Source organism: Pseudoflavonifractor capillosus, assembly GCF_016899775.1.
Lineage (GTDB): Bacteria > Bacillota > Clostridia > Oscillospirales > Oscillospiraceae > Lawsonibacter.
Genome location: NZ_JACJJE010000007.1, coordinates 1 through 25907 on the forward strand (window position 1 = coordinate 1; position 25907 = coordinate 25907).

Sequence of the window (25907 nt, forward strand, 5' to 3'; positions counted from 1 at the left end):
GGCTGGGCAGTCAGACCCAGGCGGCGCTCCAAAAGGAGAAGTGGGACTATGTGGTGCTCCAGGAGATGAGCCACGGCCCCATCACCGCCCCTAAGAGCTTCTTCTCCAGCGTGGAGGGGCTCTGCCGGCAGATCCGGGCAAACGGGGCGGTCCCCATTTTGTTTGCTACCTGGGCCTATCAGAGGGGCGGAGCCAAGCTGACGGACAAGGGCTGGGACTACGATGAGATGGCCCAGAAGCTGTCCGAGGCCTACCACAAGGCGGCACAGGAAAATAACGCCCTGATTGCCGATGTGGGTCGGCGGTTTTACGAGTGGTCCAATCCCCAGGCCCTCTATGCCGCCGACGGCATCCACCCCAGTGAGCTGGGTTCTCGCATCGCGGCGGAGACCATTGCGGCAGTGATCCGGCATCGGGAGGAGGGGGAGCAATGACGGCAGAGATGAAACCCCGCCGTAAAAAGTGGAAGTTAGCCGGCGGCATTTTGCTGGCGGTCCTGGTTCTGCTGGCGGGCGGCTTTTTCTGGTATGTGTCCGACTACTACCGGGCGGAGGATGTGGCCCTGGAGGTACTGGCAAGCGGAGATCATCTGGAAGTTCGGGATGATCTGACCATCCTCTCGCCATCCTATCCCACGGACACCGCGATCATCTTCTACCCCGGGGCCAAGGTGGAGGCCGCCGCCTATCTGCCCCTGCTGAACCAACTCCGGCAGACCGGCCTCACCTGCATTCTGGTGGAGATGCCCTTCCACTTAGCTATCTTCGACGTGAACGCAGCGGAAGACGTAATGGCCCAGTTCCCGGATATCCAGCACTGGTACATTGCCGGTCACTCCATGGGCGGGGCCATGGCCTCCCAGTTCGCTTCGGAGCACCCGGACGAGGTGGACGGTTTGATTTTGCTGGGAGCCTACCTCTATGGCGACTATCCGCCTGCCGATACCATTACCGTCTACGGCTCCCTGAACCAGAGTGTGGAGGACAAGATCGACTACACGGAGAACGTGGTGGAAATTGAGGGCGGCAATCACGCCCAGTTCGGCAATTACGGGCCGCAGAAAGAAGATATGCCCGCCACGATCTCGGCGGAGGAACAACAGGCCCAGACGGTGGAGGCTATCTCGGATTTTATTGCCCAACGCCAGAAGTGAAAGAGTTTCCTTCAAAAATTGGAATTTCATGGCGATATCACCCTGGGCGACAAGTTTGACTCTGATAGTTTATACGCGGAGGAAGATATAAAATGGCGATTTTTTATTTCTCAGACGTATTAAGAAAAGTAGGGCTGGATCCCTCAAAAGTTAAATTGATTCGTCATGCACTGACAGATCGTGGATTTCGAGAGTGTTATAAAGCAAATGTGGTATATGAATATACCTGTCATCAGAAATCTGGATTCAGCAAAGGGTACGATTATTGGGTGACCTTTATAAGCGACCAGGGGACTCTCTGTAAGCTGGATTCCTGCTATAAAGTAGGTGCTGCTGTTCCGGATACGCCCGATATGATCCCGAAGGGTGTCCCGGAAATCGAGGCCAGAAAATTCCAGGGCAAGAACGCATATTTTCATCTCGAACCCCTCGATTTGCTGAAAGAATATGAGGGCAGACTGATCATCGATTGGGGGAAGTCTGCGCGCATGTGGCATCAGAAGGGAACGACCGAAAAGCCTGTTGTGGCAATTCAGGCAGATGAAAAGAAAGTCTTTTCCGGCTTTGAAAATCTGATCCTTACATATGATGAACTGAAGGAAATCGTTGAAAATCCAACCGTTTATGAGGCGTGGCACACAGCGCTGTCCTCTGTCAACGCCATTTATCTCATCGTTGACCGGGAGACGGGAAAACAGTATGTGGGATCGGCTTATGGAAAAGCTGGACTGCTGGGGCGGTGGGCCTGCTATGTGGATTCCCTGCACGGCAATAATAAGCTGATGAAGGAACTGATTTGCGCCTACCCCGAACGTTACCACGATTTCCAGTTCTCCATTTTGCAGATATTGCCCAAAACTGTGACAGATGATGAGGTCATCCGGACAGAGAGCCTATATAAAAAGAAATTGCTCACGATTCCTTTTGGAATGAACGACAATTGAATATCGGGAGATGCGTCTATGACAGAAAATTTGTTTTTAGACTGGGCGATCAAATTGCTGGAGCAAATCGAGACTTCTGAGGAAAAGAAGCTTTGGTGCCGCCGTTATTCTGTGTATTCCCGTAGTCCTGGGCAGAAAACACTCTCTCGCGATTTACATGATTTTGTAGACAGAACCTACCAGGCGGGATTGGTGATCCAGAATTATCACGAGGTGATCCAAAAGTGGGGCCTCGAGGAGCGGAATATCGCGATTGCCCCTCCGGGATGGCTGGAGACGCAGCCCTATTTATGTGTATTGGCCTGTATCGCATGGCATTTCCGCAGAGACCATTTTTGCGAGGGTTCCCTGATCAGTCAAAGCATCGCGGAAGGAGTCTTGTTACGCCTGTTTCGTCGGCTCAAAGCGCTCTGTCCCACAGCGGTTCCCGCCGTCACACTACAAGAACTCTGTTGTAACGATTGTCATTCTGTCCCTGAGGTGCCAGGAGTCTATTGGGTATTTGCGCCTGAGGGAATGGCAATCCGTTTCTCGGAACAGGAGTACCGCCCTAAGGCTAAAATCTATCCTGCGAAAAAGCTTCAGGAGAAATATGAGGGATGTGCCGACCAAAGTATCCTATATATTGGAAAAGCGGAAGGAAAGCGTGGCCTGCGGCAGAGGCTAAAACAGTACATGGACTATGGACGGGGAAACGGAAATATCCATGCGGGCGGACGGGCCGTCTGGCAGATTTCGGACTGCGGACTTTTGCTGCTTGCTTACGAAGCCTATGAAAACGCAGGAGAAAGGGAACGACAATTGCTGCAGGAATACCGAGAGAAAAACGGCTCCTATCCACTGGCCAACTGGCGGGGTTGAGAGAGGAAAAGTAAGAAGTGACCTTGAGAAAAGAGGTTGGTATCACATTGTGATACCAACCTCTTTTGAGCATTCGGAAGCCTTGATATGCCTTTCAAAACCCCGACAGGTCTACGCCCAGGAGAACGAGGGCGATGCAAGCCAAGATCCAAGGCAAGAAGATGACCGGAAACAGGAGCAGCCCCTTGTGGTTTTCGTAGTGGTATTCCTCGCAGGAAAACAGCTTGTCAGGATCATCGACATAATAGAGATACAGGTACAGGGGCGGCGTTGCCGGGTGCTTGAAATGGGCAGTGTATTGCCGTTCTTCGCCTTCGACTGTGTAGCGGTAGACAGCGCGCCAGTTGTAGCGGGATACCTCACCGGAGGGGTGCTTATCCACCAGAGACGCTTTGATGACGTGGTCCCTGCTCTTGGCGATGTCCCGTTTCCGCCCCCAGCTGGCGCCGTGGGAGACCTTTTTGTAGAGCGGCACCGCGATGGCATAGCCGCCGATCAGGATGGCGAATACGACCGCCCATTTGAGCCAATTGACAGGATTGTCGGTAAACATCGTGACGAGAGCCTCTTGGATACTCAATTTCAGCACCTCCATGGCAATTGCCGGTACTTCTCTTATCCATCATACGATATTTGGAGGTGCTCCGCAAGGCAGAATGATACTTTTGATGATGAATTGGAGAATTTGATAAAATGGGTAGTTAAGTCGCCTTTTTACGCCGCCCGCCCCAGCATCCCCCGTATCATCTCATACCACTTCGCCGCCGTATGCCTTGTTACCCCGGCGCCTTTGGCGATGGCCCGGTAACTGGTCACGCCGGGATGGAACTTCATGTACGTTCCAAATTGCAAACCTCCGCACAAATCACTTGCCACAGCACGCAAGCAGTTGTATGATTTTCGTTGAAAAGTAGTACGATAAATCCGAAAAGTTTTCAGTGAGGTGTGGTGCTATGGAGATCAAACGGGACCGCTATCTGAACAAGCTCATATCCTTCATGTGGGATGGACAGGTGAAGGTCATCACCGGCATCCGCCGCTGCGGAAAGTCCTACCTCCTCCACAATCTGTTCCGCACTTATCTGTTGGAGGAGGGCGTTCCGGCAGATCACATTCTCTCCTTTGAGTTGGATCTGACCCGTGATATCCGGTATCGGAATCCGTTGGAGCTTGCAAATCGTGTCCGGGAGATCGTTGAAAATCAGAGAGAGCAATTCTATCTTTTCGTAGACGAGATCCAGATGTCGGACGAAGTGTCGAATCCCTATAACCCGGACGGGAAGAAGATCACCTTCTACGATGCGCTCAACGATTTGAAGTCCCTGTCCAATCTGGACATCTATGTGACCAGAAGCAACTCCCGGATGCTGTCCTCAGACATCCTCACCGAGTTCCGGGGGCGCAGCGACGAAATTCGGGTGCATCCGCTCAGCTTTGCGGAGTATTACTCCGCTGTGGGCGGGGACAAGGAGGACGCATTTGAAAATTACGCCTTCTACGGCGGAATGCCGCTGATCTTGTCCCGCCCCACTGACGCGGCGAAAATGCAGTACTTGAGTTCTCTCTGCCCGCCATCGCTGTCCCCCCATTCTCTTTCTGACTTCAGTATAGCGGAGCATGGGCTTTCTGTAAATGGTGGAAGGCTTTCTTTGTTTTATTCCCCCGCAGAATTTGAGGGCGCTTATCTGTTATAGACGATTTATTATTTAGTAAAATTTTAGTAAAATCTATTGACTTCGACAGCGGGTGAAATATAATGTCTTTAGAACGACACGAAAGGGGGAACCCCATGGCAACGATCAAGGATGTGGCCCAGGCGGCCCAGGTCTCGGCCGCGGCGGTCTCCCGGGTTTTGAATAAGGACGACAACATCTCTGTCTCGCCGGAGGTACGGGCCCGGATTTTTCAGGCGGCCCACGCCCTGGGCTATGTGTCGCCCCGACAGCGGCGGGCGGCGGAACACAAGACCCATCTGGTCATCGGGGTGGCGGACTGGCGGATCATCCGCCCGGATCGGCCCAACGTGCGTCTGTCCTCCCTATCCTGTCTGGTGCAGATGATGACCGACCAGTATGAGGTCTCCTTTGTCCGGCTGACCTTCGGTGAACCTCAAAAGGTGGATGGTATTATCGCCTTGGGGGTGTTCAGCGAGAAGGAGATCGACTTCCTCCGCTCCCTGTCCTTTGCCATTGTCTTTGTGAACTCCAATCAGCACAACTACGAGTTCGACCAGGTGCAGGTGGACTTCGACCGGGGCCAGGAGCAGATGGTTGCCTATCTGCTGGATCAGAAGCGTTACACCGGCCTGGGGTATATCGGCGGCATCTACGACGGGGCCAACGGACGCATCGGTGCCCACCGTCTGGCGGCCATCCAGCGCATCCTGGAGGCGCGCGGCCAGTATGATCCCCGCACCTTCCATGTGGGGGAGATCAGCCGGGAGAGCGGATACGCTCTGGCAAAGAAAGCCGTGGAAGAGCATACCCTGGCGGAAGCGGTTCTGCTGGGTAGCGACGAGGTGGCCGAGGGTGCTCTGGAGGCTTTCCGGGAACTGGGCGTCCGTGTGCCGAAAGATGTGGCTGTCATCATCTATCAGGACATCCAGACCTTGGAGAGCAAGTGGCCCACTGGCACCTGCCTGGAGATGTTCCCGGACTATGTGTGGGAGAACGCCCTGGAGCTGCTCTTTGGCCGGATCAGCCAGCGCCGCTCCCAGGCGGTGACCGTCACAGTGCCCACTCACTTGAAGATCGGTGACACCGCCTGACTTCCCGAAACGGTTATCAGAGGGTTTCCCCTCTGTAACAGATAAGTCCAAAATCAACCCCAAAACATAAACGAAACATCGAGGAGGATCACAGTATGAAGAAAGCACTTTCTCTCCTGCTGGCCGGCGTGATGTGCGTTGGCCTGCTGGCCGGCTGCGGCGGTCAGAACACGGAGGACACCCAGGGCTCCGACAGCACGCCGGACACCAGCAGCACCCAGGAGACCGGGAACAAGACCATCGACACCCTGCGCATCGCCTTTGTCCCCTCTCGGGAGCCGGAGGAGATCATCACCGCCACCGAGCCCCTGAAGCAGATGCTCACCGATGAGCTGGCTAAGCTGGGCTACGACGTGGGCGAGGTGGACATCACCGTGGGCACCAGCTACGAGGCGGTGGGCGAGGCCCTGGCCGCCGGCACTGCCGATGTGGGCCTGATCCCCGGCGGCACCTATGTGCTCTACGACGATGGCTGCGACGTGCTGCTGACCGCCACTCGGGACGGCCTGTCCATCGACTCCGACAACGCCAAGGACTGGAACGACAACGCCCCCACCGAGCCCACCACCGAGCAGGTCACCAGCTACCGGGCTCTGATGATCGCCGGCCCCTCCGCGAAGGGCCAGGAGTTGGCCGCCAAGGTCAACGCCGGCGAGGCCCTCACCTGGGAGGACGTGAGCAGTGCCAACTGGAGCGTAGCCAACTCCTCCTCTCCCGCCGGATACATCTATCCCTCCCTGTGGCTCCAGGAGAACTTCGATAAGAACATCACCGACCTGCCCCATGCGGTGCAGTCCGACTCCTACGGCAGCGCCTTCGCCCGTCTGGCCTCCGGTCAGGTGGACATCCTCTGCACCTACGCCGATGCCCGCCGGGACTATGAGGACGAGTGGACCGGCGAGTACGGCATGACCAACAGCATCTGGGACGACACCGCCGTGGTGGGCGTCACTCCCGCCATCTACAACGATACCATCAGCGTCAGTAAGACCTCTCCCATCATGGACGACGACTTCAAGGCCGCCCTGTCCGAGGCCTTCATCAATATCGGCAACACTGAAGATGGCAAAGAGGTCATCGCTATCTACAGCCACAACGGCTATCTGCCCGCCCAGTCCTCCGACTACGACTCCGAGCGGGCCGCCCAGGAGATGATCCAGTCCCTGAACAGCGCGGGTTAAACCCAATCAAACATGAACCACAAACGAGGGAGGGAGGCCGCGGCTTTCCTCCCTCATTTGGAATGGAGAAAGATACGATGATTGAATTCAAAGAGGTAGAAAAACGCTATCCCAACGGGTACGAGGCCCTGAAGCACATCAACCTGACCATTGATCAGGGGGAGTTCGTGGCCATCATCGGCCTGTCCGGCGCAGGCAAGTCCACCCTGATCCGCACCATCAACCGGATGCACGATATTACCCATGGCCAGTTAACTGTGGACGGCACCGACGTGATGACCCTCCACGGGAAGAGCCTGCGGAAGTTCCGCCGACGGATCGGCATGATCTTCCAGTCCTTTAATCTCATTACCCGCACCACAGTCATCAAAAACGTGCTCACCGCTTTTGTGCCCGACCTGCCCTGGTGGCGGGCCACCTTTGGTATCTTCACGAAAGAAGAGAAGATGAAGGCTCTGGAGGCACTGGATCAGATGGGGATTCTGGACAAGGCCTTTGTCCGGGCGGATCAGCTCTCCGGCGGGCAGCAACAGCGGGTGGCCCTGGCCCGCACCCTGGCCCAGAACCCCCAGATCATCCTGGCGGACGAGCCGGTGGCCTCCTTGGACCCGGTGACCGCCAAGCAGGTGATGGATGACTTCCAGCGCATCAACCGGGACATGCACATCACGGTACTCATCAACATCCACCATGTGGAGTTGGCCCTCCAGTACGCCACCCGGGTGGTTGGTATCCGGGCCGGCGAGATCGTCTACGACGGTCCGGCGGACCAGGTAGATCAGGGGGTGCTGGACGCCATCTACCAGGGGAAACAGGAGGAGCCGGCATGAGTGTGTATGACAAGATTTTCCCGCCCAGGGTGCTGACACTACCCAACGGGAAACAGGTGTCTAAGCCCCGCTCCCGGGCGCCCCTGGCGGCGGTGATCCTGGTGGCCATGACCGCCCTTTCGGTGGAGGTCACCGGCTTTGACATGGAGGTTCTGGTCAGTCGGATCAAGGAATTTTTTGTCATTTTGGGAGACATGATCCCACCAGAGTGGGACTATATGCCCCAGATCTGGCAGCCCCTGTTTGACACTATCAAGATGTCTCTGCTGGGCTCCTTCATCGGTTCCATCCTGGTGGTACCCTTTGCCATGCTGGCCTCCACCAACATCATCCACAGCCGGGTGATCGTGGCGGCCATGCGGCTACTCCTGAGCATCATCCGCACCCTGCCCACTCTGGTGTCCGCCCTGATTGCCACCTATATCTTCGGCCTGGGCACTTTGGCGGGCACCACGGCCATCGCCATCTTCACCTTCGCCTACATCGGAAAGATCCTCTATGAGGAGATCGAGACGGTGGACATGGGCCCCTTCGAGGCCATGGAGGCCATGGGAGCCACCAAGGTGCGCTCCTTTATCAGCGCCATCGTCCCCCAGGTGTTGCCCTCCTACCTGTCCAACTGCCTGTTCTGCTTCGAGGGCAACGTGCGCTACGCCTCCATTCTGGGTTATGTGGGCGCTGGCGGTCTGGGCCTGATCCTGAACGAGAAGATTGGCTGGCGGGAGTACGCCAGCGTGGGCATGATCTTGCTGGCCCTGTTTGTCACCGTGTTCATCATTGAGACCATCAGCCGGGCCGCCCGGAAGCGACTGGTATAAGGAGGGGCTGGCATGAACAAACGAATCGAAGCGGCCTATGAGCAGCGGCCCCGCCGCTGGGTGTTTGAACTGGTTGTGGCTGTGGTGGTTGTGGCCCTGCTGATCTGGAGTGGTTCCGCCGTGGAGACGGCGGGCACTACTCAGAGCGGAGCCAAAATCGCCTGGAACATCCTGGCGGGTATTTTCCACCCGGACACGGACCTGCTGTTCAACTTCACCACCCAGGGTGTGCCCTATCTGCTACTGGAAACCATCTGCATCGCCTTTCTGGGTACCATTGTGGGCGCCATCATCTCCGTCCCCCTGGCCTTCCTCTCGGCCTCCAACCTGACACCCAAGCCGGTGGCCTTTGTGGGCCGGATCATCATTATGGCGGTCCGCACGATCCCCGCATTCGTCTATGGCCTCATGTTCATTCGGGTCACCGGCCCCGGCGCCTTTGCGGGCCTTTTGACCATGTCCCTTTGCTCAGTGGGCATGGTGAGCAAAATGTATATCGAGTCCATTGAGGATCTGGACGTGCGGGTGCTGGAGTCCCTGGACGCGGCGGGCTGCACCACCTGGCAGAAGATCCGTTACGGCATCCTGCCCCAGCTGATGCCCAACTTCGCCTCCACCGCCATCTACCGCTTTGACATCAACCTGCGGGACGCCACCGTGCTGGGCCTGGTGGGGGCCGGCGGCATCGGCGCGCCCCTGATCTTCGCCATGAACGCCTACCGCTGGGAGGAGGCCGGCGCCATCCTGGCGGGCCTCATTGTGCTGGTGCTGATCGTGGAGTGGATCTCCACCAAGATCCGGGTCAAGCTGGCCAGGGGGTAAGCATGGAAAAGACGGTTCAAATCTATTACACCTCGGATACCCACGGCCACATCTTCCCGGTGAACTACGCCGCGGGCTGCCCGGAGAACTCCGGACTGCTGAACCTGGCCGCCCAGGTGGAAAAGGACGGAAACACCCTGGTGCTGGACGGCGGGGATTCCTTGCAGGGAACGCCCCTGACCCAGTATTACTTGGAACACCGGGATCAGTGGCCCGTCCACCCGGTGGCCGCCGCCTTCAACGCCATGGGCCTGGACTACTTCACTCTGGGCAACCACGACTTCAACTTCGGCTATGAGGCCCTCCGGGACTATCTGTGGGCCATGGACGGCGTATGCCTGTGTACGAATGTGGAGGACTTGGGGGGCGAGCTACGCATCCGCCCCTGGGCGGTGCACACCCTGGCCAACGGCCTGCGGGTGGGGCTCACCGGTGTGGTCACCGACTTCGTAAACGTGTGGGAGCAACCCCAGAACCTGGAGAAAATTCGGGTCACCGATGCCTTTCAGGCCGCCCGGGCGACCTGCGCCGCCCTCCGGGATCAGTGTGATGTTTGCGTGTGCATCTACCACGGCGGCTTCGAGGAGGAACTGGAGACGGGGCGGATGCTCTCGGACAGCGGCGAGAACCTGGCCTGCAGGATTGCCCGGGAGCTGGACTTCGATCTGCTCCTCACCGGCCACCAGCACATGGCAGTGGAAGGGGTAGAGCTGTCCGGCACCTGGGCCGTCCAGCCCCCCGCCAACGCCGGGCAATTCCTCCGCATCACCGGTCAGTGGGACGGGCGGGGCACCCGCTTTCACTCCAGGCTGACGCCGGTGGGGTCAAAACACCAAGCGGAGCCCTACCAGAGTCTGCTGTCTCTGGAGCGGGCGGTGCAGGTCTGGCTGGACCAGCCCATCGGGGAGTTGGCCCCCCCCATTCCACCGGAGGGGAAGCTGGACGCCGCCCTCCACGGAAGCCGGGTGGCCGCCCTGTTCAACCAGGTGCAGCTGGCGGAGACCGGGGCGGATTTCTCCTGTACCAGCTTGGGCAACGACCCGGTGGGGCTGGCCTCTCCCGTGACCATGCGGGGGGTGACGGCGGCCTATCTCTTTGCCAACACCCTGGTGGTGCTGGAGGTAACGGAGGAGGTGTTGCGGCAGACACTGGAGCGGTGCGCCTCCTACTTCACCCTGGTTGATGGCCAGCCCCAGATTTCGGAGGAGTTCCTGCTCCCTAAGGTGGAGCACTACAACTACGACTTCTACGCCGGCCTGGCCTATACCTTCGACCTGCGCCGCCCCGTGGGTAGCCGGGTGGTCCGGCTGGCGAAGCTGGACGGCTCGCCCCTGGGGGGTGGAACCTTCCGCCTGTGCACCAGCAACTACCGGGCCACGGGCACAGGTGGATATGAGATCCTGCGGGAGTGCCCTGTCCTCTGGCTGGGTGGCGTGGAGATGCCGGATCTCACCGTCCGCTACATCCAGACCCACAGCCCGGTGCCTCAGTTGCATAACGCGGAGATGCGGGTGATCTGGTGAAGCCTTCTTGACAAGCCATAAGGAATGTGGTTTTATAAATCAAACAGAGGAAAGAAGGTGGAGGATGGACAGATTCAATGTCGCTGTGGAAGTTGTTCAAAACGCCGGAGATCTTCTGCGGCGGTGTCACCTGGAAGAGGCAGAGATCTGCCAAAAGACAGGGCACCAAGACCTGGTCACTCATTGGGATCGGAAAATCGAGCAGTTATTACGAAATGAAATACTGACAGCCTTTCCCCGGGACTCCATCGTGGGGGAGGAGTATCCGCCGAAGGCGCATCGCACCGGGGCGGTGACTTGGTATATCGACCCTATCGACGGGACCACGAATTTTATCAATCAGCACCAAAACTACGCCATCTCCGTGGGGTGCTGGGAGGGACGCTTGCCGCTGTTCGGCCTGGTGCTGGATGTGGAGCGGGAAACGCTGTACTGGGGAAAGCACGGCGGCGGTGCGTGGCAGGATCAGACGCCGATCCACACCTCCGGCCGGCGGGAGCTTTCGGAGCTGTTGCTGACAACGCCGGGTCTGCAATACACTTTTCTGGAACCCCATTCCTATCAGGAGCGGATGATCCGGCTCTCCCGGAAGGTACGGGGAGTCCGGTGTCTCGGCTCCGTGGCCCTGGAGTTGTGTGAGGTGGCTACCGGCCGGGCGGATCTGTTCGTCACCATGCGCTCCTCCCCCTGGGATCACAACGCGGCGCGGATCATCCTGGAGGAGGCCGGCGGCGCGATCTTCACAGTGGACGGGGGAGAACTGCCCCTGGATCAGAAGAGCACGGTGCTCGCTCTCAATGCTATGGAACTGAAAGATTGCATCCTCTGTGTATGAGAACAGCCCGTCGCAAAAGATTTGAGGGACACTTTTGGAGCATAGTGATAGGTAAGCACTCTCATTGTTTACAGCCCCGCAAATCTTGAGGTATACCCATCAGCACACTCGCACGATGGCCAGATCAATAACAACAAAACCCCATTCCGTACAACTCAGATATCTTCTGAGTGGACGGAATGGGGTTTTTATTTGCTCACGGCCGGGGGCGCTACGGGAGCCGCCTTCACGACAGCGCGGCGATGATCTTCTCCATGGCGGCGTAGCTGGGCATGGCGGCCACCTGGGTGATCTCCGCGGCCAGGTGGGGGACGCCGAAGTGGTCTTCGTCAGCATCCGTGCCGGACACCTCGGTGCGGAAGCCGTGATTTTCCCAGGCCAGGCGCTGGACCTCCTCGTCCAGCAGGGCGTCGATGCCCGCCTCCCCTGCCTCATCCAGAGCGATGTAGATGTGGGAGGACCAGACGGTGGGGGTGGGGTAGATCAGCACGATGTCATCCTTCAACTGCGCCCAGTCCTCCGGGTTTTCCACAGCGAACTCCAGCAGTTGGTTCTCATAGCCGGCGATCACAGGCTTGGCCCCCATGCCGGTCTTGAGGAACTGGTCGAACAGGTCGGAGGAGGACGCCTCCATATAGCCCAGCTTCTCGAAAATGGCCTTCAGGCGGGGTAGCACGGCCTCCACACTGTCCGCATCCGCCACCCCGCCGCACAGCACATTGGCCAGTAGCCCCGCAAACATATTGCCGGAGTTGGAGCGCACAGGGTCGGTGGTGTTGACCGCCACGGTGCCGTAGAGCTCCGGCAACCCCAGATCCGCCCAGGCGGTGCCCGCCTCGATCTCCGCCACCAGACCGGCCATGTCCATGTAGTAGACCCCGTCCCGCTCCATCACCAGTCCCTCTTTCTGGAACGCCTTCAGGATGGGACGGTGGGTGTAGAGGACGATGGGGGTGTTGAACACGATCTGGCTCTTGTCCGGCGCGCCGCAGAGCTGCTGGTAGTACTCCAGGGCGGTCTGGCTGGAGGGAAAGAGAAAATCCCGGCCCTCGTGATCCGCCGCCACCATGTCCAGGGAGCCAGCCTTGGCGTAATCCAGGGTGAGCCCGTAGTCCCGCTCCAGAATGTCCTGTACCGCCTCGTCCTCCAGCAGGCCGATCTTCTCGCCCCCCACGTAGCCCCGCAGAACGGCAGGCTCCGGCTGGGGGCCGCCGCCCAGTAGCAGATAGATCGCCGCCGCCCCGATGACGGCCAGCAGAATGATCAGACCGATCCATTTTGATTTGCTTCCCATTGGAATCCCTCCGTGTTCAGCAGGCCCTCCATGACCTTCATGTCCGCCTCCGCGTCAAACCGCTCCGAGGCCATCAACTGGCTGAACTGTTCCTCGAATCCGGTCTTCAGTTTTGGCAAAATGGCCCGCACCTTCCGCTGGAACTCCCGTACCTCGGAAGTCCCCAGCCCTGCGTCCTGGAAGTTCACATACTGCCCCAGGATCCGGCCCACCGTGTCCAGATAGTAGGTGAGGAAGCGGTTGGCCGACGAAATCTTCTCCGGATGCTCCCGGAGATACCGGTAGAGGCGATCCCCCGTCTCCGTGAGGGCCAGGGCGTCCTCATGGGTCCGGACGTCCGTGATGCGACCGGCGGCCGAACGGATGGCCTTCAGATCCCGCTCCGCCTCCTCCATCAGGGCCTGCATCTCGCCGCCGTCTGGCCGCTGGGCGAAATAGAGGGTGATGGGGTCCGCCCTGGGGGTCAGCAGAAACCAAAGGCCCAGATAAATTCCCACCCCCAGCGCGGCGCTGAACAGGAAATTCCAGTGGAGGCCCAGGGCCAGAACCAAAAAGACTGCAATTCCCACGCCCAGCGACAGTACCAGTTGCCGTAGCTGTCCTTTCTTCATCTCAGTTGTACCCCTTCACGCTGCGGAAGGCCCCGATCAGGTCCTCCCGCCCGTCGAAGACCCGGGCGTGGGTCAGTTCCGCCAGCTCCTCCAGCTGGGTGGGATCGGCGGAGCCGAACATGATGGAGAACACCGGCACATCCGCCCCGAAGGCCTCGTAGCCATCTCGGAAGTCGGAAAAACTCCCGTCAGACACCCCGTCCGTCAGCAGGATGATGGCAGGGGTGTACTGGCTCAGGTCGTAGTTTTTCAGCTGCCGCAGGCCCTCCATGGCGGCATAATAGATGTCGGTGCCGCCCACGGCCTCCTCCGCCTCCACCTGAGTATAGAGGGCTTCCAGCTCCTCTCCGTTCCCAACGGCGGTGTAGACGTCCCGGGGGTAGCCCTCAAAGGGGATGAGGATATTGACCTCATGCTCCGAGGCCTGGAGCAGATTCTTCTCCGCGTTCTCCTGGATCAGGATCTGGCTCATGGCCTCCACCATCTGTTCCCGGCCCGTTCCCTCCATACTTCCGGAGTAGTCCAGACAGTAGACCGTGAGGGAGGGCTTGCGGAACTCTGTCTGGTATAGGCTCAGGCACTCCATCAGCACATCGGTGGAGGGCATCCGAATAGGAGAGAGCACCCGGTCGGGCTGGATACCCCAGTCGGCGCGGAACACATCCCGGTTTTCTGCCGACACCCCCTCGTAGCCGGTGCGGCGGCCAGTGCGCTGGATTTCATTCTGCACCTCGTCGGACAGGAGATACTCCTGCAGATCCAAAAACGCCTGCTCCTTCTCGGCGTCCCCGTTGTCCACATAGCCCAGAGGGGAGTCGGCGATGGACAGACCGTCATAGGGGTAGACGGCATACAGGGGCTCCTCGCCCCGCGCCTCCAACTCCTGGTTGGCGCTGATGATCAGACACTCATAGTTCACCATGGCGTCATAGCCGCCGGTGAGAAATAGGTCCTTCAGCCAGTCGGAGCTGCCGGAGGACCGGTCTACGCCGGAGAGCAGCTGGGTGATCTGTTCCGAGAGGCCGGGAGTCTGGAGGCTCTCCGACGTGATCACATCTGGATTGCCCAGCAGGGCATAGAGAAAGCCGATGTAGGCGCTGCACCCGGAGTTGGACTGGGTGGCGGAGGTCATGCAGAACTCCAGCTCCCCCGCCTGGATGGCGGAGAGCAGGTCGCTGACCGACACCTCCCGGCCCACAAAACCCAGCTCCTCCGCCAGGCTCTGGCGGATGCCGAAGACCACCGGGGTGATGGAGATGGACTGAGCGTGCTTCACCCGGTACTGGGTGTCCCCGGCGGTGAGCCACAGGCTACTGGCCGGCCACACCGCGTCGTAGTCGATGGTCTCCCCCTGGAGGGCGCGCATGATGTCCAGGGAGCCCTGGTAGTCCATCTCGATGTTCACGCCCCGCTCCCGGGCGAAGTCATCCAGGATACCCTCCAACTCCTGGTTCTCCGAGCCGGAGAGAATGCGCAACGTCACGTCCCCGCCGTAGTCGAAGGCGTGATCTCCGCCGGAGGTACCGCCCTCTGATTGCGCGCTACCACAGGCCACCAGGAGCAACACCAGAATCAGTCCAAGAACGGACCACCCAATTCGTCTCATAAAGGGACACTTCCTTTCCGGTCAATCGATCAAAACACAGTGGGAGCATGGTCCCAGATAAAATATCCCACTTTTATCTTAGCACGACGGCCTCCTCTCTACATCAAGAACAGGTAAAAGACAGGTGAAATCCAGCGCAGGCGCCTTTCCACTCACATCCGCATAGCCGCGTCCAGGGCCAGGGGGGAGCGCTCGCACTCGTCCGGGAGCATGGTCAGCTGGGCGCACAAGGGGTTGCCCCTCATGCGGGCGCTGGCGTAGGTCAATCCGTTGCTCCGGGTGTCCAGTAGAGGGGGCCTTTCACGGCGCGCGACGGTGTTTCCGTAAAGAGACCGTTAAATCTATGTGAAGCACGCCGCCTGCGGGCCAGGTATCGTTCCGGCCCGCAGGCGGTTACAAAGTATTTACATGCTACTACTTTCGGATTTTACAACGGCGGGATTATACTATTCTAAATTGGGAGGATACTCGGCTCCCTGTCCAAAACAAAATCACAGGAGGAAACAGCATGAGAAAAGCAAGAAGGCCGGCGGCCACCGCCCTGGCCCTCGCTCTGGCGCTCCAGCTGGGCGCCGCAGTGCCGGCGGTAGCGGCGGACATTACCGCCACCGCCGGATATGAAAACGGTAATTCTCCCCTGAACCTGACCCAGATCGCCCGGTACACCTCTGGCCAGTTCAACGTGGACGGCGGCGTCATGGAGATCGTGGCCTACAATCAAAGCAACGACTTTGCCTACGCCATCAACGGCCAGAGCGGCCTGCTGGCGGCCATTTCTCTGAAAAATCTCGCCGCCGGGAGCTCCGTCGCCCAGCTCAGCGGCACGGACATTGACGTGAAGGCCCTGGTGGAGGCGGCGGACAGCTCCTTCCGCTATGGGGACATGACCTCCGTGGCCGTCTCCCCGGACAGCGCCACCCTGGCCGCCGCCCTTCAGGCGGAGGGGTACAACGACGCCGGCCGGGTGGCCCTGTTCACCTGTAATGCCGACGGCACCCTCACCCTGAAGGGACTGGTGGAGACCGGCGTGCAACCGGACATGGTGACTTTTGCCAACAACGACACCGTCCTCACCGCCGACGAGGGGGAGCCCCGGGAGGGATATGGCGACGGGGTTGCCGACCCCAGAGGCTCGGTCACCGTGGTGGACGTGTCCGCTCTCACCAGCGAGGTGGTGGGCTTCGACGCCTTTGACGACCGGCGGGACGAGCTGGCCGCCTCCGGCGTGGTGCTGAAGAAGGGTGTGAACCCCTCCACCGACCTGGAGCCGGAGTACATCGCCGTTTCCGGCGGCAAGGCCTATATCACCCTCCAGGAGAACAACGCCATCGCGGTGCTGGATCTGACCTCCCGTACCTTTGACGGGATCTACTCCGCGGGCTTTGAGGACTACGGCATCACCCCCGTCGACATCGACAAAAAGGACGACGCTTACGCCCCCAAGACCTACGGCAGCCTCATGGGCATCCGGATGCCCGATGCCATCGCCGCCTTCCAGGCAGAGGGCAAAACCTATCTGGTCACCGCCAACGAGGGGGACGCCCGGGAGTGGGGCAACGAGGATCTGGGCACCTTTTACCTCAATGAGGACGAGCGGGACTTCGGTGACGAGGGCGTGACCTCCCCCACCGGGGCCATCACAGCGGAGAACTCCGGCCTCACCGGCAAGGTGGTCTTTTTCAAGAGCGGGGATTTTGACGGCCTGGATACCGGTAAGGACTACCTCTTCGGCGGGCGCACCTTCACCATCTACGAGGCGGGGGAGAACGGCATCACGGAGGTGTTCACCAGCGGGGACGACTTCGAGGCCCTCACCGCCCAGTACCTGCCCGACTACTACAACTGCTCCAACGACAACGCCGTGGTGGACGACCGCTCCGGCAAGAAGGGGCCGGAGGCGGAGAGCGTCACCGTGGGCACGGTGGACGGCCGCACCTATGCCTTCGTGGCCCTGGAGCGCACCGGCGGCGTCATGGTCTATGATGTGACCGAGCCCGCCTCTGCCCAGTATGTGAACTACATCAACACCCGGGACTTCTCCTCCACAGTGGAGGGCTCCGAGGAGTATGAGGACGGGGAGCTGGACAAGTGGGTTACCGGCGGCGATGTGGCCCCCGAGGGCCTGCTGTTCCTGGACGCTGCCGTCAGTCCCACCGGCGAGGCACTGCTGCTGGCCGCCTGCGAGGTGTCCGGCACTGTGGCGGTCTATCAGGTGGGCGGCGAGCCCCTGTCCGTCCTGCCCTTCACCGATGTGGAGGCCCAGGATGCCCAGGCGGTGCGCTATGTCTATGAGAACGGCCTGATGGCCGGCGTCACCGAGACCCAGTTTGCCCCCGACCAGACCCTGACCCGGGGGGAGTTGACCTCCATCCTGTGGAAGCTGGCGGGCAGTCCCCAGGTGGCGGCGGACGCCGCCGGCTTTGTGGACACCGCCGGAGCAGACTGTGCCGGAGCGGTGGCCTGGGCCGCCGACAACGGCGTCGTCAGCGGCTACGGCGACAGCCGCTTCGGACCCGCTGACCCCGTCACTCGGGAGCAGATGTCCCTTATGCTCCTGCGCTACGCCCAGTACGCGGGGATGGACACCGCCCAGGGCGGCATGACCGTCCGGGAGTTCGCCGACTATGACCAGATCGCCGGCTACGCCCTGGAGGCCGTGGCCTGGACAGTGGAGGCCGGTTTGCTCACCGGGACCTCCTCGGATACGCTGGCCCCCGGCCAGGCGGCCACTCGAGTACAGACCGCCCAGGCTCTGCTGGCCCTGGCCCAATTCACCAAATAACAAGATAACAAGGCGAATTGGGGTGTGAAGGCCATGAAGAGTTTGGATAAGGAACGCCGGAAGCTGGAGAAGGCCGGATTTACCGGCCAGACGCTGGAGCGGGCCATGGAACTGCTGGAGCGGACGAATGCGTCCATTCTGGCCGAAATCCTGGTCAAGATGGTGACCAGGCAGGAAAAGACACCGTCCATGGCGCTACACGAGGCGGAGATCAAAATGCGGGAACTGGAGACCAAACTGGGGCTCTCGCCCAAGGAACCGTCCTAAAAAAGAACAAAATGAAGTAACGGGGAGTAGGCATATGTGCCTTCTCCCCGTTGCTTTTCTGTGCCAGCCAGTCCTGCCAGCCGGCATTCCAGTCGAAGGATCGTGGGGCGATCACAAATTCATACTTCATGCCGTCCAGCAACGGTTCCCTCTCTTAGATTGCCTGCGGCGGCTCCACACCCAAAAGGGCAAAGACGACCAGAGCCAAAATCCAGGGCAGGAAGATGACCGGCAGAAGAAGCAGTCCCTTGTGGTTTTGATAGTGGTATTCATCACAGGAAAAGAGTTTACAGGGATCGTTGATGTAGTAGAGATACAGATATAGGGGCGGCGTGGACGGGTGCTTGAAATAGGCAGTGTAACTGCGCTCCTCGCCTTGGAGCGCATAACGGTAGGTAGCGTGCCAGTTGTAGTGGCCCACATCCCCGGACGGCCATTTCTTCACGATCGACGCTTTGATGATGTGGTTTCGGCTCCTGGCGATGTCCCGTTTGCGCTCCCAGCTCATACCGTGGGAGAGTCTCCCATACAGCGGGATCGCGACAAAATACCCTCCGATCAGGACGGCAAATACCAGCGCCCATTTGAGCCAGTTGACGGGATCGTCTGTAAACATATGGATCAGTGCCTCTCGGATGCTCATATAGGACACTCCCTTACCTGTTTTCCTTTGGACAGTATAGTCTTCCGGGGTCTCCGCAGGACAGATGCCTGTTTCCGGTACCTGCAGCCAAATCCGCATGTTGCAACAGGCTGTGGGCATCAATCCCGCAGATCAGCATTCCAGTCGAAGATCCGCCCTGTCTGCGGATCGATTTCAAACTCATATTTCATGCCGTCCAGGAACAGCTCCCCCTCGTAGCGGCCCCGGCCATCGCCGGACTCCTCCCGGACAGACACATCCGCCGCGCTGGCGCCGGGGATCTTGCCGGCCACGATGGAAGCGGCCTCTTCCGCCGTGACGGGGTTGCCGCCCAGGGCGTCCAGCCACTCCTCGTCCACCTCGTAGTCCGCCCCCACGATGCGTCCGTCGGCCATGGCCACCTCAAAGTCGTAGTCGCCGTAGTCGGTCTCGAACTCGATGTCGTAGAGGGGGATGCCGTTGTCGCTGTCGGTCTCGTTTTTGACGTTGTAGGCGTCCCCCTCCAGCACCCCGGCGTTCTCCAGAGCGATGGCCAGGGCCTCCTCCCGGCTGATCTCACCGGCGGGCGTTTCCGGAGCGGAGGACGCCGGGGGAGTCTGGCCGCCGGAGGGAGCTGTCCCGCCGAGTGCGGTATCGCCCGCCTGTCCGCCGCAACCGGTCAGGCAGGCCAGCAAAAGCGCCGCTGTCAAACCGAAAGAAAAGATCTGTTTCATCCTGCGCGCTCCTTTCTGTGTGTGCCTCCATCCTACCACGAAAAACCCCGGTGCGCAACTCAACAAAGGGAACGCAAGGCCACCCCACCCGTTTCTTTACCTACATTTGACAAAGATTTGACATCCAGACGGTCGCGCCTCCGTTTCGCAACCGCTAAACTTTACAATAGCGTTTTTTACCCTTTGAAATTTTCTGCTACGACCCCGAAAATCCGGCGGCGTGTCCGTATCCTTCTGCCGGAGGGGGATGGAGGGATGGCAATGGTGTGCACAGAGCACGACATCGTTTCCCAGGTACAATCGGCCAAGACGGATTCAGAGGCGGCGGACGCCCTCATCCGTCAGTACATGGGCTTTATCCGGTCGGAGACGGTGAAGTTTCTTCACACCGCCCCGGAAAACGGCCACGAGGACGAGCTGAGCATCGCCATGCTGGCCTTCTATGAGGCGGTGCTGGCCTATGAGAAGAGCCGGGGCGCCTTTCTGCCCTACGCCGCCCGGGCCATCAAAAACCGGCTCATCGACCACTACCGGACAGAGAAGCGCCACGGCAATGTGATCTCCCTCCACACCCCCCTGGGCGGGGAGGAGGACAGAGGCGAGTTGCTGGACACCATCCCCGACACCGTGGACCACGGGTCGGACTATGTGGTGCGCACCGCCAGCCGGCGGGAGATCCAGGAGTTCTCCGAGAAGCTGGCCCAGTTCGGCCTGACCTTTTCCGACGTGGCGGACAACTGCCCCCGGCAGGAGCGGACCTTCGCCGCCTGCCGCCGGGTGCTGGACTTCGCCCGGAGCCAGCCGGAGCTACTGAAACGGGTGGAGGACACGGGCAAGCTGCCCATGAACGAGCTGTCCGCCGGCTCCGGCACCGACAAAAAGACCATGGAGCGGCACCGGAAGTACCTGGTGGCCATCCTGCTGGCCTTCACCAACGGCTATGAAATCATCCGGGGTCACCTGTGCCAGGTGGGCCCAAAGAGAGGGGGCGACGAGGCGTGAACTATCTGGTTATGGAGGTGCACCCGGCCTACGCGGTGGTGCTGGACGAGGAGGGCCGCTTTTTGAAGGCCGCCAACCTGCGCTATCAGGTGGGGGACACGGTGCGGGACATCGTGGAGCTACGGCGTCCCAAGGAAAAACGCCCCGCCCTGTGGAAGCCCCTGTCCGGCGTTGCCGGCCTGGCCGCCTGCCTGTGCATCGTGTTCTTCGGCTATTACCAGCCCAACTTCGTTCCCTATGGCGCCCTGCGCATCCAGATCAACCCAGACGTGGAGCTCACCCTCAGCCGCACCGACCGGGTGTTGGAGCTGGAGGGGCTCAACGCGGACGGTCGGGTCCTGATCGAGGGCTACGACTATGGGGGCAAGGACCGGGAGGACGTGACGGAGGAGCTGGTGGAGCGAGCCATCGATATGGGCTACCTCTCCGGCGGGGAGACGGTGTCCATCACAGTTACCAGCGCCGACGCCGACTGGCAGGCCCGGGAGGAACAGGCGGCCCGGGAGGATCTGGAGGAGCGGTACGGGGAGACCATCGTGATCCAGATCGGCCCCACTGACGAGAAGCCGCCGGTCACTGAGGTAGTCATCCCGGTGACGCCCCCCGAACCGGAGCCTACCCCAGAACCGCCCCCGGAGCAGACCGATCCGCCCGTTGTCCCGGATGACACGGACGACCGCCCCGGCAACGGCGGAGTGACCGGCTACCAGGATACCGATTACGGCCCTTACAGCGACGGCGTCACCGACTATGAGTCTTCCAACGACGGCCCTTATATAGACGGTGACACCGACTATGAGGATCGGGACGATGACCGGGATACCGACGATGACCGCTGGGAGGACGACGGCGATGATCGCTGGGAAGACGATGAGGACGACCGGGATGATGATGACGATGACGGAAATCGGGATGACGACGATTAAAGCAGAAAAATTTCCGCCGCGGCCCCGGTTTTGAAAACCGGCCGCCGTATCCTCCCTGTGTCAGCCGAAGAAGAGAAAAAAGTTTTTCCCAGACCCCGGTTTTTCAGCAACGGCTCCGTAATCTAAAATCAGAACACAAAACCAAACACCATTTTCTAAGGAGATGAAAGACATGAAACAGAACATCCACACCAAATTGCTTGCCCTGACCCTGACCACCGCCCTGGCCCTGACCACTCTGACCGCCTGCGGGACCAGCGCCGGCACGGCGGACCTCCCCGAGACCCCCGGCACCAGCGCCCCCCTTCTGGAAGAGAGCGGCGGCGCCGTGGGGACCGTCCTCCTGAGCGTGAACCCGGAGATCGAGATGGACTATGACGATCTGGGCAACGTGGTGGCCCTCACCGGCCGCAACCAGGAGGCCCAGACCCTGCTGGCCTCCTACACCGGCTATGAGGGCCGGCCCTGTACCCAGGTGGTGGGAGAGCTGGTGGACGAGATCAATGCCCTGGGCTACTTCGACGCCACCGTGGGCGGCCACGAGAAGAACATCATCCTGAAGCTGGAGCGGGGCTCCGTCTACCCCAATGACCAGTTCCTGAACGAACTGGCCGAGGCGGTCCGGCTGGTGGTGGAGACCGACCAGATCGGCTCCCAGGCCGTGACCCTGGACCAAGACGACTACGACGACGCCTACGGGGACAAGGGGTACATCAACGCCTCCGCCGCTCAGAGCATCCTCTCCACCCAGCTGGGCCGGGACGATCTGCAGTTTGTGGAGAAGGAGTACGACCTGGACGACGGGGAGTACGAGGTGGAATTCGTCCTGGACGGCGTGGAGTACGAGTATGAGGTGAACGCCTACACCGGCAAGGTCACCGAGATGGACGCGGAGTTCCAGGACTATGACGACACCGACTATGGCCCGGGCAGCGACGGGATCACCGATTACGGCGTGACTGACTACGACGACACCGACTACGGCCCCAATGCCGACGGGATCACCGACTACGACGACACCGACTACGGCCCCAATGCCGACGGGATCACCGACTATGACGACACGGACTATGGCCCCAACAATGATGGAATCACCGATTACGACGACACCGACTACGGTCCCAACGCCGACGGCATCACCGATTACGACGACACGGACTACGGCCCCAATGCCGACGGCATCACCGATTACGACGACACGGACTACGGCCCCAACGCCGACGGCATCACCGATTACGACGACACCGACTACGGCCCCAATGCCGATGGCATCACCGACTACGACGACTGGGGCGATGACGACGACTGGTACGGCGACCCCACCGGCGAGGACCACAGGGACGACGATGACGACGGCTGGGACGACACGGACTACGACGACCGGGACGACGATGACGACTGGGACGACGATTGGGACGACTGAGCCCCTCCGCCTGCGCCACGAGGTCAAGCACCAGATCTCTCCCCAGGAGGATCTGGTGCTCGCCTCCAGGCTGGGGAAGCTCTTTCCCCGGGACGGCCACGCCGGGCCGGACGGCTCCTACCGGGTGACCAGCCTGTATTTCGACACCCCATACGACGCCGCCCTCCGGGAGAAGCTGGACGGGGTGGACCGGCGGGAGAAGTTCCGCCTGCGGTACTACGGGGAGCGCCCGGATTTTCTCAAGCTGGAGAAAAAATTTAAGGTGAACGGCCTGTGCGGCAAGCGGTCCGCCCGCCTGACCTGGTCGGAGGCGGAGCGGCTGCTCTCCGGGGAGGACGCCTTCCTTCTGGAGCGGGGGGAGCCCCTGCTGTCGGAGCTGTACCACAAGCTCCGGGGGACGCTGCTGCGGCCCAGGACGGTGGTGTGCTATGACCGGGAGGCATTCCTGTACGCCCCCGGAAACGTCCGGGTGACCCTGGACCGGGACCTGCGCACCTGCGGGGACAGCGCCGGCTTCCTGTCCCCAGGAGCCTTTCCCCTCAGGCCCCTGGAGGGGGTGACGGTACTGGAGGTCAAGTACGATGCCTTTCTCCCCGACCTGGTGCGGCTGGCCGTCCAGACGCCGGGCCGCCGGGCGGGGGCCTGTTCCAAATACGCCCTGTGCCGGCGGTTTGACTGAGAACGAAGAAAAGAGGTGTGGCTGCCATGCCCACGTTCACCTTTCAGGACATCTTCAAATCCAGCTTTCTGGAGCGGCTGGACGCGGTCTCCCTGCCGGACGCCGTCATCGCCCTGGCGCTGGCCTTCTGCCTGGGCTTGTTCATCTTCCTGGTCTATAAAAAATGCTACGCCGGGGTCATGTACGCCCCCAGCTTCGGGGTGACCCTCATCGCCCTCACCCTCATCACAACCCTGCTGATCCTGGCGGTGACCAGCAACATCGTCCTCTCCCTGGGCATGGTGGGCGCCCTGTCCATCGTCCGCTTCCGTACCGCCATCAAGGAGCCCATGGATATCGCCTTCCTGTTCTGGGCCATCGCGGCGGGCATCGTGCTGGCGGCGGGGCTGATCCCCCTGGCGGTGGTGGGCAGCCTATTTGTGGGGGTGGTGCTGCTGGTGTTCTCCCGGCAGAAGAACGGGGAGTCCCCCTACATCCTGGTGGTCCACTGCGCCGACCAGGATGTGGAGGGGCAGGTGCGCGCCCTGGTGGAGGCCCGGGTGCGGCGGCTGAATCTGAAGAGCAAGAGCGTGGCCCCGGGCCAGATCGAGCTGAACTACGAGGTGCGCCTGCGGGATGCCGACACGGAGTTCGTCAATGAGCTGGGGGCCATGGAGGGCGTGTGGAACGTGGTGCTGGTCTCCTACAACGGGGACTACATGGGGTGAGGCCATGATCCGCCACCGGCATATCGATCTTATCTGCGGCGGGGCCATCCTATTGGCCCTGGTCCTCACCGGTCTGCTCTGCTTCGGGGAGGCTCTGGGCCTCCGGCCCGCCAGCGCCGCGCCCGGGTACGCCTCCCGCCTCTTTGACGATGGCCGGGTCCACACCGTGGACCTGCGGGTGGAGGACTGGGCGGCTTTCCTCGAAAACGCCCCGGCGGAGGAGTATATCCCCTGCACCGCGGTCATCGACGGGGAGGAATTTTACCAGGTGGGCCTGCGGGCCAAGGGGAACAACTCCCTCCGGCTGACGGAGGAGTACGGCCTGTCCCGGTACAGTCTGAAGCTGGAATTCGACCACTATGTGGACGGGGGCAACTACCATGGCCTGGACAAGTTCTCCCTGGACGCCTCCTTTCAGGACAACAGTTATCTCAAAACGTACCTGGTCTACGACATGATGGACTATATGGAGGTACCGGCGCCCTTGTGTAGCTACGCCTGGGTGACGGTGAACGGTCAGCCTTGGGGGCTGTTTCTGGCCATCGAGGAGCCGGAGGAGGCCTTTGCCCGGCGGAATTTCGGCCCGGATCACGGAGCGCTCTACAAGCCGGACTACCGCTCCCTGAACGCGGAGAACGCCGACGTGGCCCTGCGGTACATCGGCGATGACCCCGCCGCCTACCCAAACATCTTTGACAACGCCAAGTTTGACACGGACGTGGCGGACCGGGAGCGGCTGATCCAGGCCCTGCGGGTGCTGTCCACCGGGGAGGACCTGGAGACGGCGGTCAATGCGGATGAGGTGCTGCGGTATTTTGCCGTCCAGGTGTTCGTCATGAACTGGGACAGCTACCTGGGCCACACCGGGCACAACTACTTCCTCTATGAGGAGGACGGGGTGATCTCCATTCTGCCCTGGGACTACAACCTGGCCTTCGGCACCTACGCCTTGGGCATGACCGATCCCATCCGGGACCCCGACGTACTGATCAACTGGCCCATCAACACCCCCGCCCGGGGGGAGACCATGCTGAAACGGCCCCTCTATCACAATCTGATGAAAAACAACGACTATTTTGCTCGGTATCACGCCTATTTCGACCAGTTGCTCACGGAGTATTTCGAGAGCGGCCGGTATGAGGCGGTCATCCGGCAGACCCAGGCCATGATCGCCCCCTATGTCCAGGCCGACCCCACCGCCTTCTGCTCCTATGGGGACCACCTGCTGGCGGTGGACACCCTGCTGGAGGTGTGCCGCCTGCGCTCCGAGAGCACTCGGGGACAGCTGGAGGGGGACTATCCCATCACCCTGGCCCAGCAGGGGTCGCAACCGGGGGCGGGGGTGGACGCCTCCCATGTGGATCTGCGGACTCTGGGGGATTTCGACGACCTGGAGGCCGCAAAGGAGCGGCAGGATGAGGCCGCGGCAGTGGCGGGGACGGAATCAGAGGGCGGCTCATATTGTTTACAGCCCTCCAATTTTTGAGCTGTGGACAGCGCAGAAAGGGCTTGTCTAAACC

At 60.6% G+C, this 25907-nt stretch carries 26 protein-coding genes; 20 read left to right on the forward strand and 6 right to left on the reverse strand.

Annotation, left to right across the window (positions count from 1 at the left end; translation table 11 throughout):
• The 4 genes from H6B31_RS03555 to H6B31_RS03570 form a co-directional block, all read left to right on the forward strand.
• A partial coding sequence (locus H6B31_RS03555) for an SGNH/GDSL hydrolase family protein (protein WP_204897243.1) occupies window positions 1-434 on the forward strand: 434 nt, incomplete at its 5' end.
• On the forward strand, window positions 431-1153 hold the full coding sequence (locus tag H6B31_RS03560) for an alpha/beta fold hydrolase (protein ID WP_204897244.1): 723 nt from the start codon (window positions 431-433) through the stop codon (window positions 1151-1153). The genes H6B31_RS03555 and H6B31_RS03560, both read left to right, overlap by 4 nt.
• Before the next feature lie 92 nt (window positions 1154-1245).
• Window positions 1246-2097 carry a GIY-YIG nuclease family protein gene (locus H6B31_RS03565; RefSeq protein ID WP_204897245.1) on the forward strand — a complete coding sequence of 284 codons (852 nt, stop codon included), beginning with the start codon at window positions 1246-1248 and terminating at the stop codon, window positions 2095-2097.
• A gap of 18 nt (window positions 2098-2115) precedes the next feature.
• Window positions 2116-2958 carry a DUF6508 domain-containing protein gene (locus H6B31_RS03570; protein ID WP_204897246.1) on the forward strand — a complete coding sequence of 281 codons (843 nt, stop codon included), beginning with the start codon at window positions 2116-2118 and terminating at the stop codon, window positions 2956-2958.
• Window positions 2959-3052: 94 nt separating this feature from the next.
• On the opposite strand, the gene H6B31_RS03575 is transcribed toward H6B31_RS03570, so the two are convergent.
• Complete coding sequence (locus H6B31_RS03575) at window positions 3053-3553, reverse strand: immunoglobulin domain-containing protein (RefSeq protein WP_006877037.1); 501 nt, start codon at window positions 3551-3553, stop codon at window positions 3053-3055.
• Window positions 3554-3911: 358 nt separating this feature from the next.
• On the opposite strand from H6B31_RS03575, the gene H6B31_RS03580 reads away from it, so the two are divergent.
• The 8 genes from H6B31_RS03580 to H6B31_RS03615 all read left to right on the forward strand — a co-directional run bounded on the left by H6B31_RS03580 (window position 3912) and on the right by H6B31_RS03615 (window position 11734).
• Window positions 3912-4652 carry an AAA family ATPase gene (locus H6B31_RS03580; protein WP_243418823.1) on the forward strand — a complete coding sequence of 247 codons (741 nt, stop codon included), beginning with the start codon at window positions 3912-3914 and terminating at the stop codon, window positions 4650-4652.
• Between the two features lie 95 nt (window positions 4653-4747).
• Complete coding sequence (locus tag H6B31_RS03585; protein ID WP_204897247.1) at window positions 4748-5725, forward strand: substrate-binding domain-containing protein; 978 nt, start codon at window positions 4748-4750, stop codon at window positions 5723-5725.
• Between the two features lie 95 nt (window positions 5726-5820).
• The gene (locus H6B31_RS03590; protein ID WP_204897248.1) at window positions 5821-6906 is read left to right on the forward strand and encodes a phosphate/phosphite/phosphonate ABC transporter substrate-binding protein; all 1086 of its coding nucleotides are present in this window, start codon (window positions 5821-5823) and stop codon (window positions 6904-6906) included.
• A 77-nt stretch (window positions 6907-6983) separates the two neighbouring features.
• Window positions 6984-7736 carry a phosphonate ABC transporter ATP-binding protein gene (phnC, locus tag H6B31_RS03595; protein ID WP_204897249.1) on the forward strand — a complete coding sequence of 251 codons (753 nt, stop codon included), beginning with the start codon at window positions 6984-6986 and terminating at the stop codon, window positions 7734-7736.
• The gene (gene phnE, locus H6B31_RS03600) at window positions 7733-8554 is read left to right on the forward strand and encodes a phosphonate ABC transporter, permease protein PhnE (protein ID WP_087337341.1); all 822 of its coding nucleotides are present in this window, start codon (window positions 7733-7735) and stop codon (window positions 8552-8554) included. The genes phnC and phnE (H6B31_RS03600) overlap by 4 nt, the downstream gene beginning before the upstream one ends.
• Window positions 8555-8566: 12 nt before the next feature.
• Window positions 8567-9376, forward strand: a complete 810-nt coding sequence (gene phnE, locus H6B31_RS03605; protein ID WP_204889131.1) for a phosphonate ABC transporter, permease protein PhnE — start codon at window positions 8567-8569, stop codon at window positions 9374-9376.
• A gap of 2 nt (window positions 9377-9378) precedes the next feature.
• Window positions 9379-10899: a bifunctional metallophosphatase/5'-nucleotidase gene (locus H6B31_RS03610; protein WP_204897250.1), complete on the forward strand. Its 1521-nt coding sequence runs from the start codon at window positions 9379-9381 to the stop codon at window positions 10897-10899.
• Window positions 10900-10984: 85 nt separating this feature from the next.
• Window positions 10985-11734, forward strand: a complete 750-nt coding sequence (locus tag H6B31_RS03615; RefSeq protein WP_346014030.1) for an inositol monophosphatase family protein — start codon at window positions 10985-10987, stop codon at window positions 11732-11734.
• Window positions 11735-11960: 226 nt separating this feature from the next.
• Here H6B31_RS03615 and H6B31_RS03620 read toward each other — a convergent pair whose 3' ends face one another.
• From H6B31_RS03620 to H6B31_RS03630, 3 genes are read right to left on the reverse strand one after another with little or no spacing between them, the layout of a single operon-like run.
• A complete protein-coding gene (locus tag H6B31_RS03620; protein WP_204897252.1) occupies window positions 11961-13028 on the reverse strand; it encodes a hypothetical protein in 1068 nt (355 codons plus the stop codon).
• Window positions 12998-13597 (reverse strand): 5-bromo-4-chloroindolyl phosphate hydrolysis family protein, encoded by a 600-nt coding sequence (locus H6B31_RS03625; protein ID WP_204897253.1) that lies wholly within the window; start codon window positions 13595-13597, stop codon window positions 12998-13000. The genes H6B31_RS03620 and H6B31_RS03625 overlap by 31 nt, the downstream gene beginning before the upstream one ends.
• Before the next feature lie 43 nt (window positions 13598-13640).
• Window positions 13641-15245 (reverse strand): vWA domain-containing protein, encoded by a 1605-nt coding sequence (locus H6B31_RS03630; RefSeq protein WP_204897254.1) that lies wholly within the window; start codon window positions 15243-15245, stop codon window positions 13641-13643.
• A gap of 508 nt (window positions 15246-15753) precedes the next feature.
• Between H6B31_RS03630 and H6B31_RS03635 the strand changes: the two genes are divergently transcribed.
• Window positions 15754-18027 (forward strand): choice-of-anchor I family protein, encoded by a 2274-nt coding sequence (locus tag H6B31_RS03635; protein ID WP_204897255.1) that lies wholly within the window; start codon window positions 15754-15756, stop codon window positions 18025-18027.
• Between the two features lie 33 nt (window positions 18028-18060).
• The gene (locus H6B31_RS03640) at window positions 18061-18294 is read left to right on the forward strand and encodes a hypothetical protein (protein WP_204897256.1); all 234 of its coding nucleotides are present in this window, start codon (window positions 18061-18063) and stop codon (window positions 18292-18294) included.
• Window positions 18295-18448: 154 nt separating this feature from the next.
• Here H6B31_RS03640 and H6B31_RS03645 read toward each other — a convergent pair whose 3' ends face one another.
• Both H6B31_RS03645 and H6B31_RS03650 read right to left on the reverse strand, forming a co-directional pair.
• The gene (locus H6B31_RS03645) at window positions 18449-18937 is read right to left on the reverse strand and encodes a hypothetical protein (RefSeq protein ID WP_204897257.1); all 489 of its coding nucleotides are present in this window, start codon (window positions 18935-18937) and stop codon (window positions 18449-18451) included.
• 119 nt (window positions 18938-19056) lie between these two features.
• Entirely contained in the window at window positions 19057-19650 is a 594-nt protein-coding gene (locus H6B31_RS03650; protein ID WP_204897258.1) for a PepSY domain-containing protein, read from the reverse strand.
• A gap of 261 nt (window positions 19651-19911) precedes the next feature.
• On the opposite strand from H6B31_RS03650, the gene H6B31_RS03655 reads away from it, so the two are divergent.
• The 6 genes from H6B31_RS03655 to H6B31_RS03680 all read left to right on the forward strand — a co-directional run bounded on the left by H6B31_RS03655 (window position 19912) and on the right by H6B31_RS03680 (window position 25873).
• A complete protein-coding gene (locus tag H6B31_RS03655) occupies window positions 19912-20652 on the forward strand; it encodes a sigma factor (protein WP_204897259.1) in 741 nt (246 codons plus the stop codon).
• The gene (locus H6B31_RS03660; RefSeq protein ID WP_204897260.1) at window positions 20649-21578 is read left to right on the forward strand and encodes an anti-sigma-I factor RsgI family protein; all 930 of its coding nucleotides are present in this window, start codon (window positions 20649-20651) and stop codon (window positions 21576-21578) included. Before H6B31_RS03655 ends, H6B31_RS03660 begins: the two co-directional genes overlap by 4 nt.
• Window positions 21579-21750: 172 nt before the next feature.
• Window positions 21751-23001: a PepSY domain-containing protein gene (locus H6B31_RS03665; RefSeq protein WP_204897261.1), complete on the forward strand. Its 1251-nt coding sequence runs from the start codon at window positions 21751-21753 to the stop codon at window positions 22999-23001.
• Entirely contained in the window at window positions 22970-23680 is a 711-nt protein-coding gene (locus tag H6B31_RS03670; RefSeq protein ID WP_204897262.1) for a polyphosphate polymerase domain-containing protein, read from the forward strand. The genes H6B31_RS03665 and H6B31_RS03670 overlap by 32 nt, the downstream gene beginning before the upstream one ends.
• A gap of 26 nt (window positions 23681-23706) precedes the next feature.
• Window positions 23707-24387, forward strand: coding sequence for a DUF4956 domain-containing protein (locus H6B31_RS03675; protein ID WP_204897263.1), 681 nt, complete (start codon window positions 23707-23709; stop codon window positions 24385-24387).
• A 4-nt stretch (window positions 24388-24391) separates the two neighbouring features.
• Entirely contained in the window at window positions 24392-25873 is a 1482-nt protein-coding gene (locus H6B31_RS03680) for a CotH kinase family protein (protein ID WP_204897264.1), read from the forward strand.
• The last annotated feature ends 34 nt before the right edge of the window (window positions 25874-25907 follow it).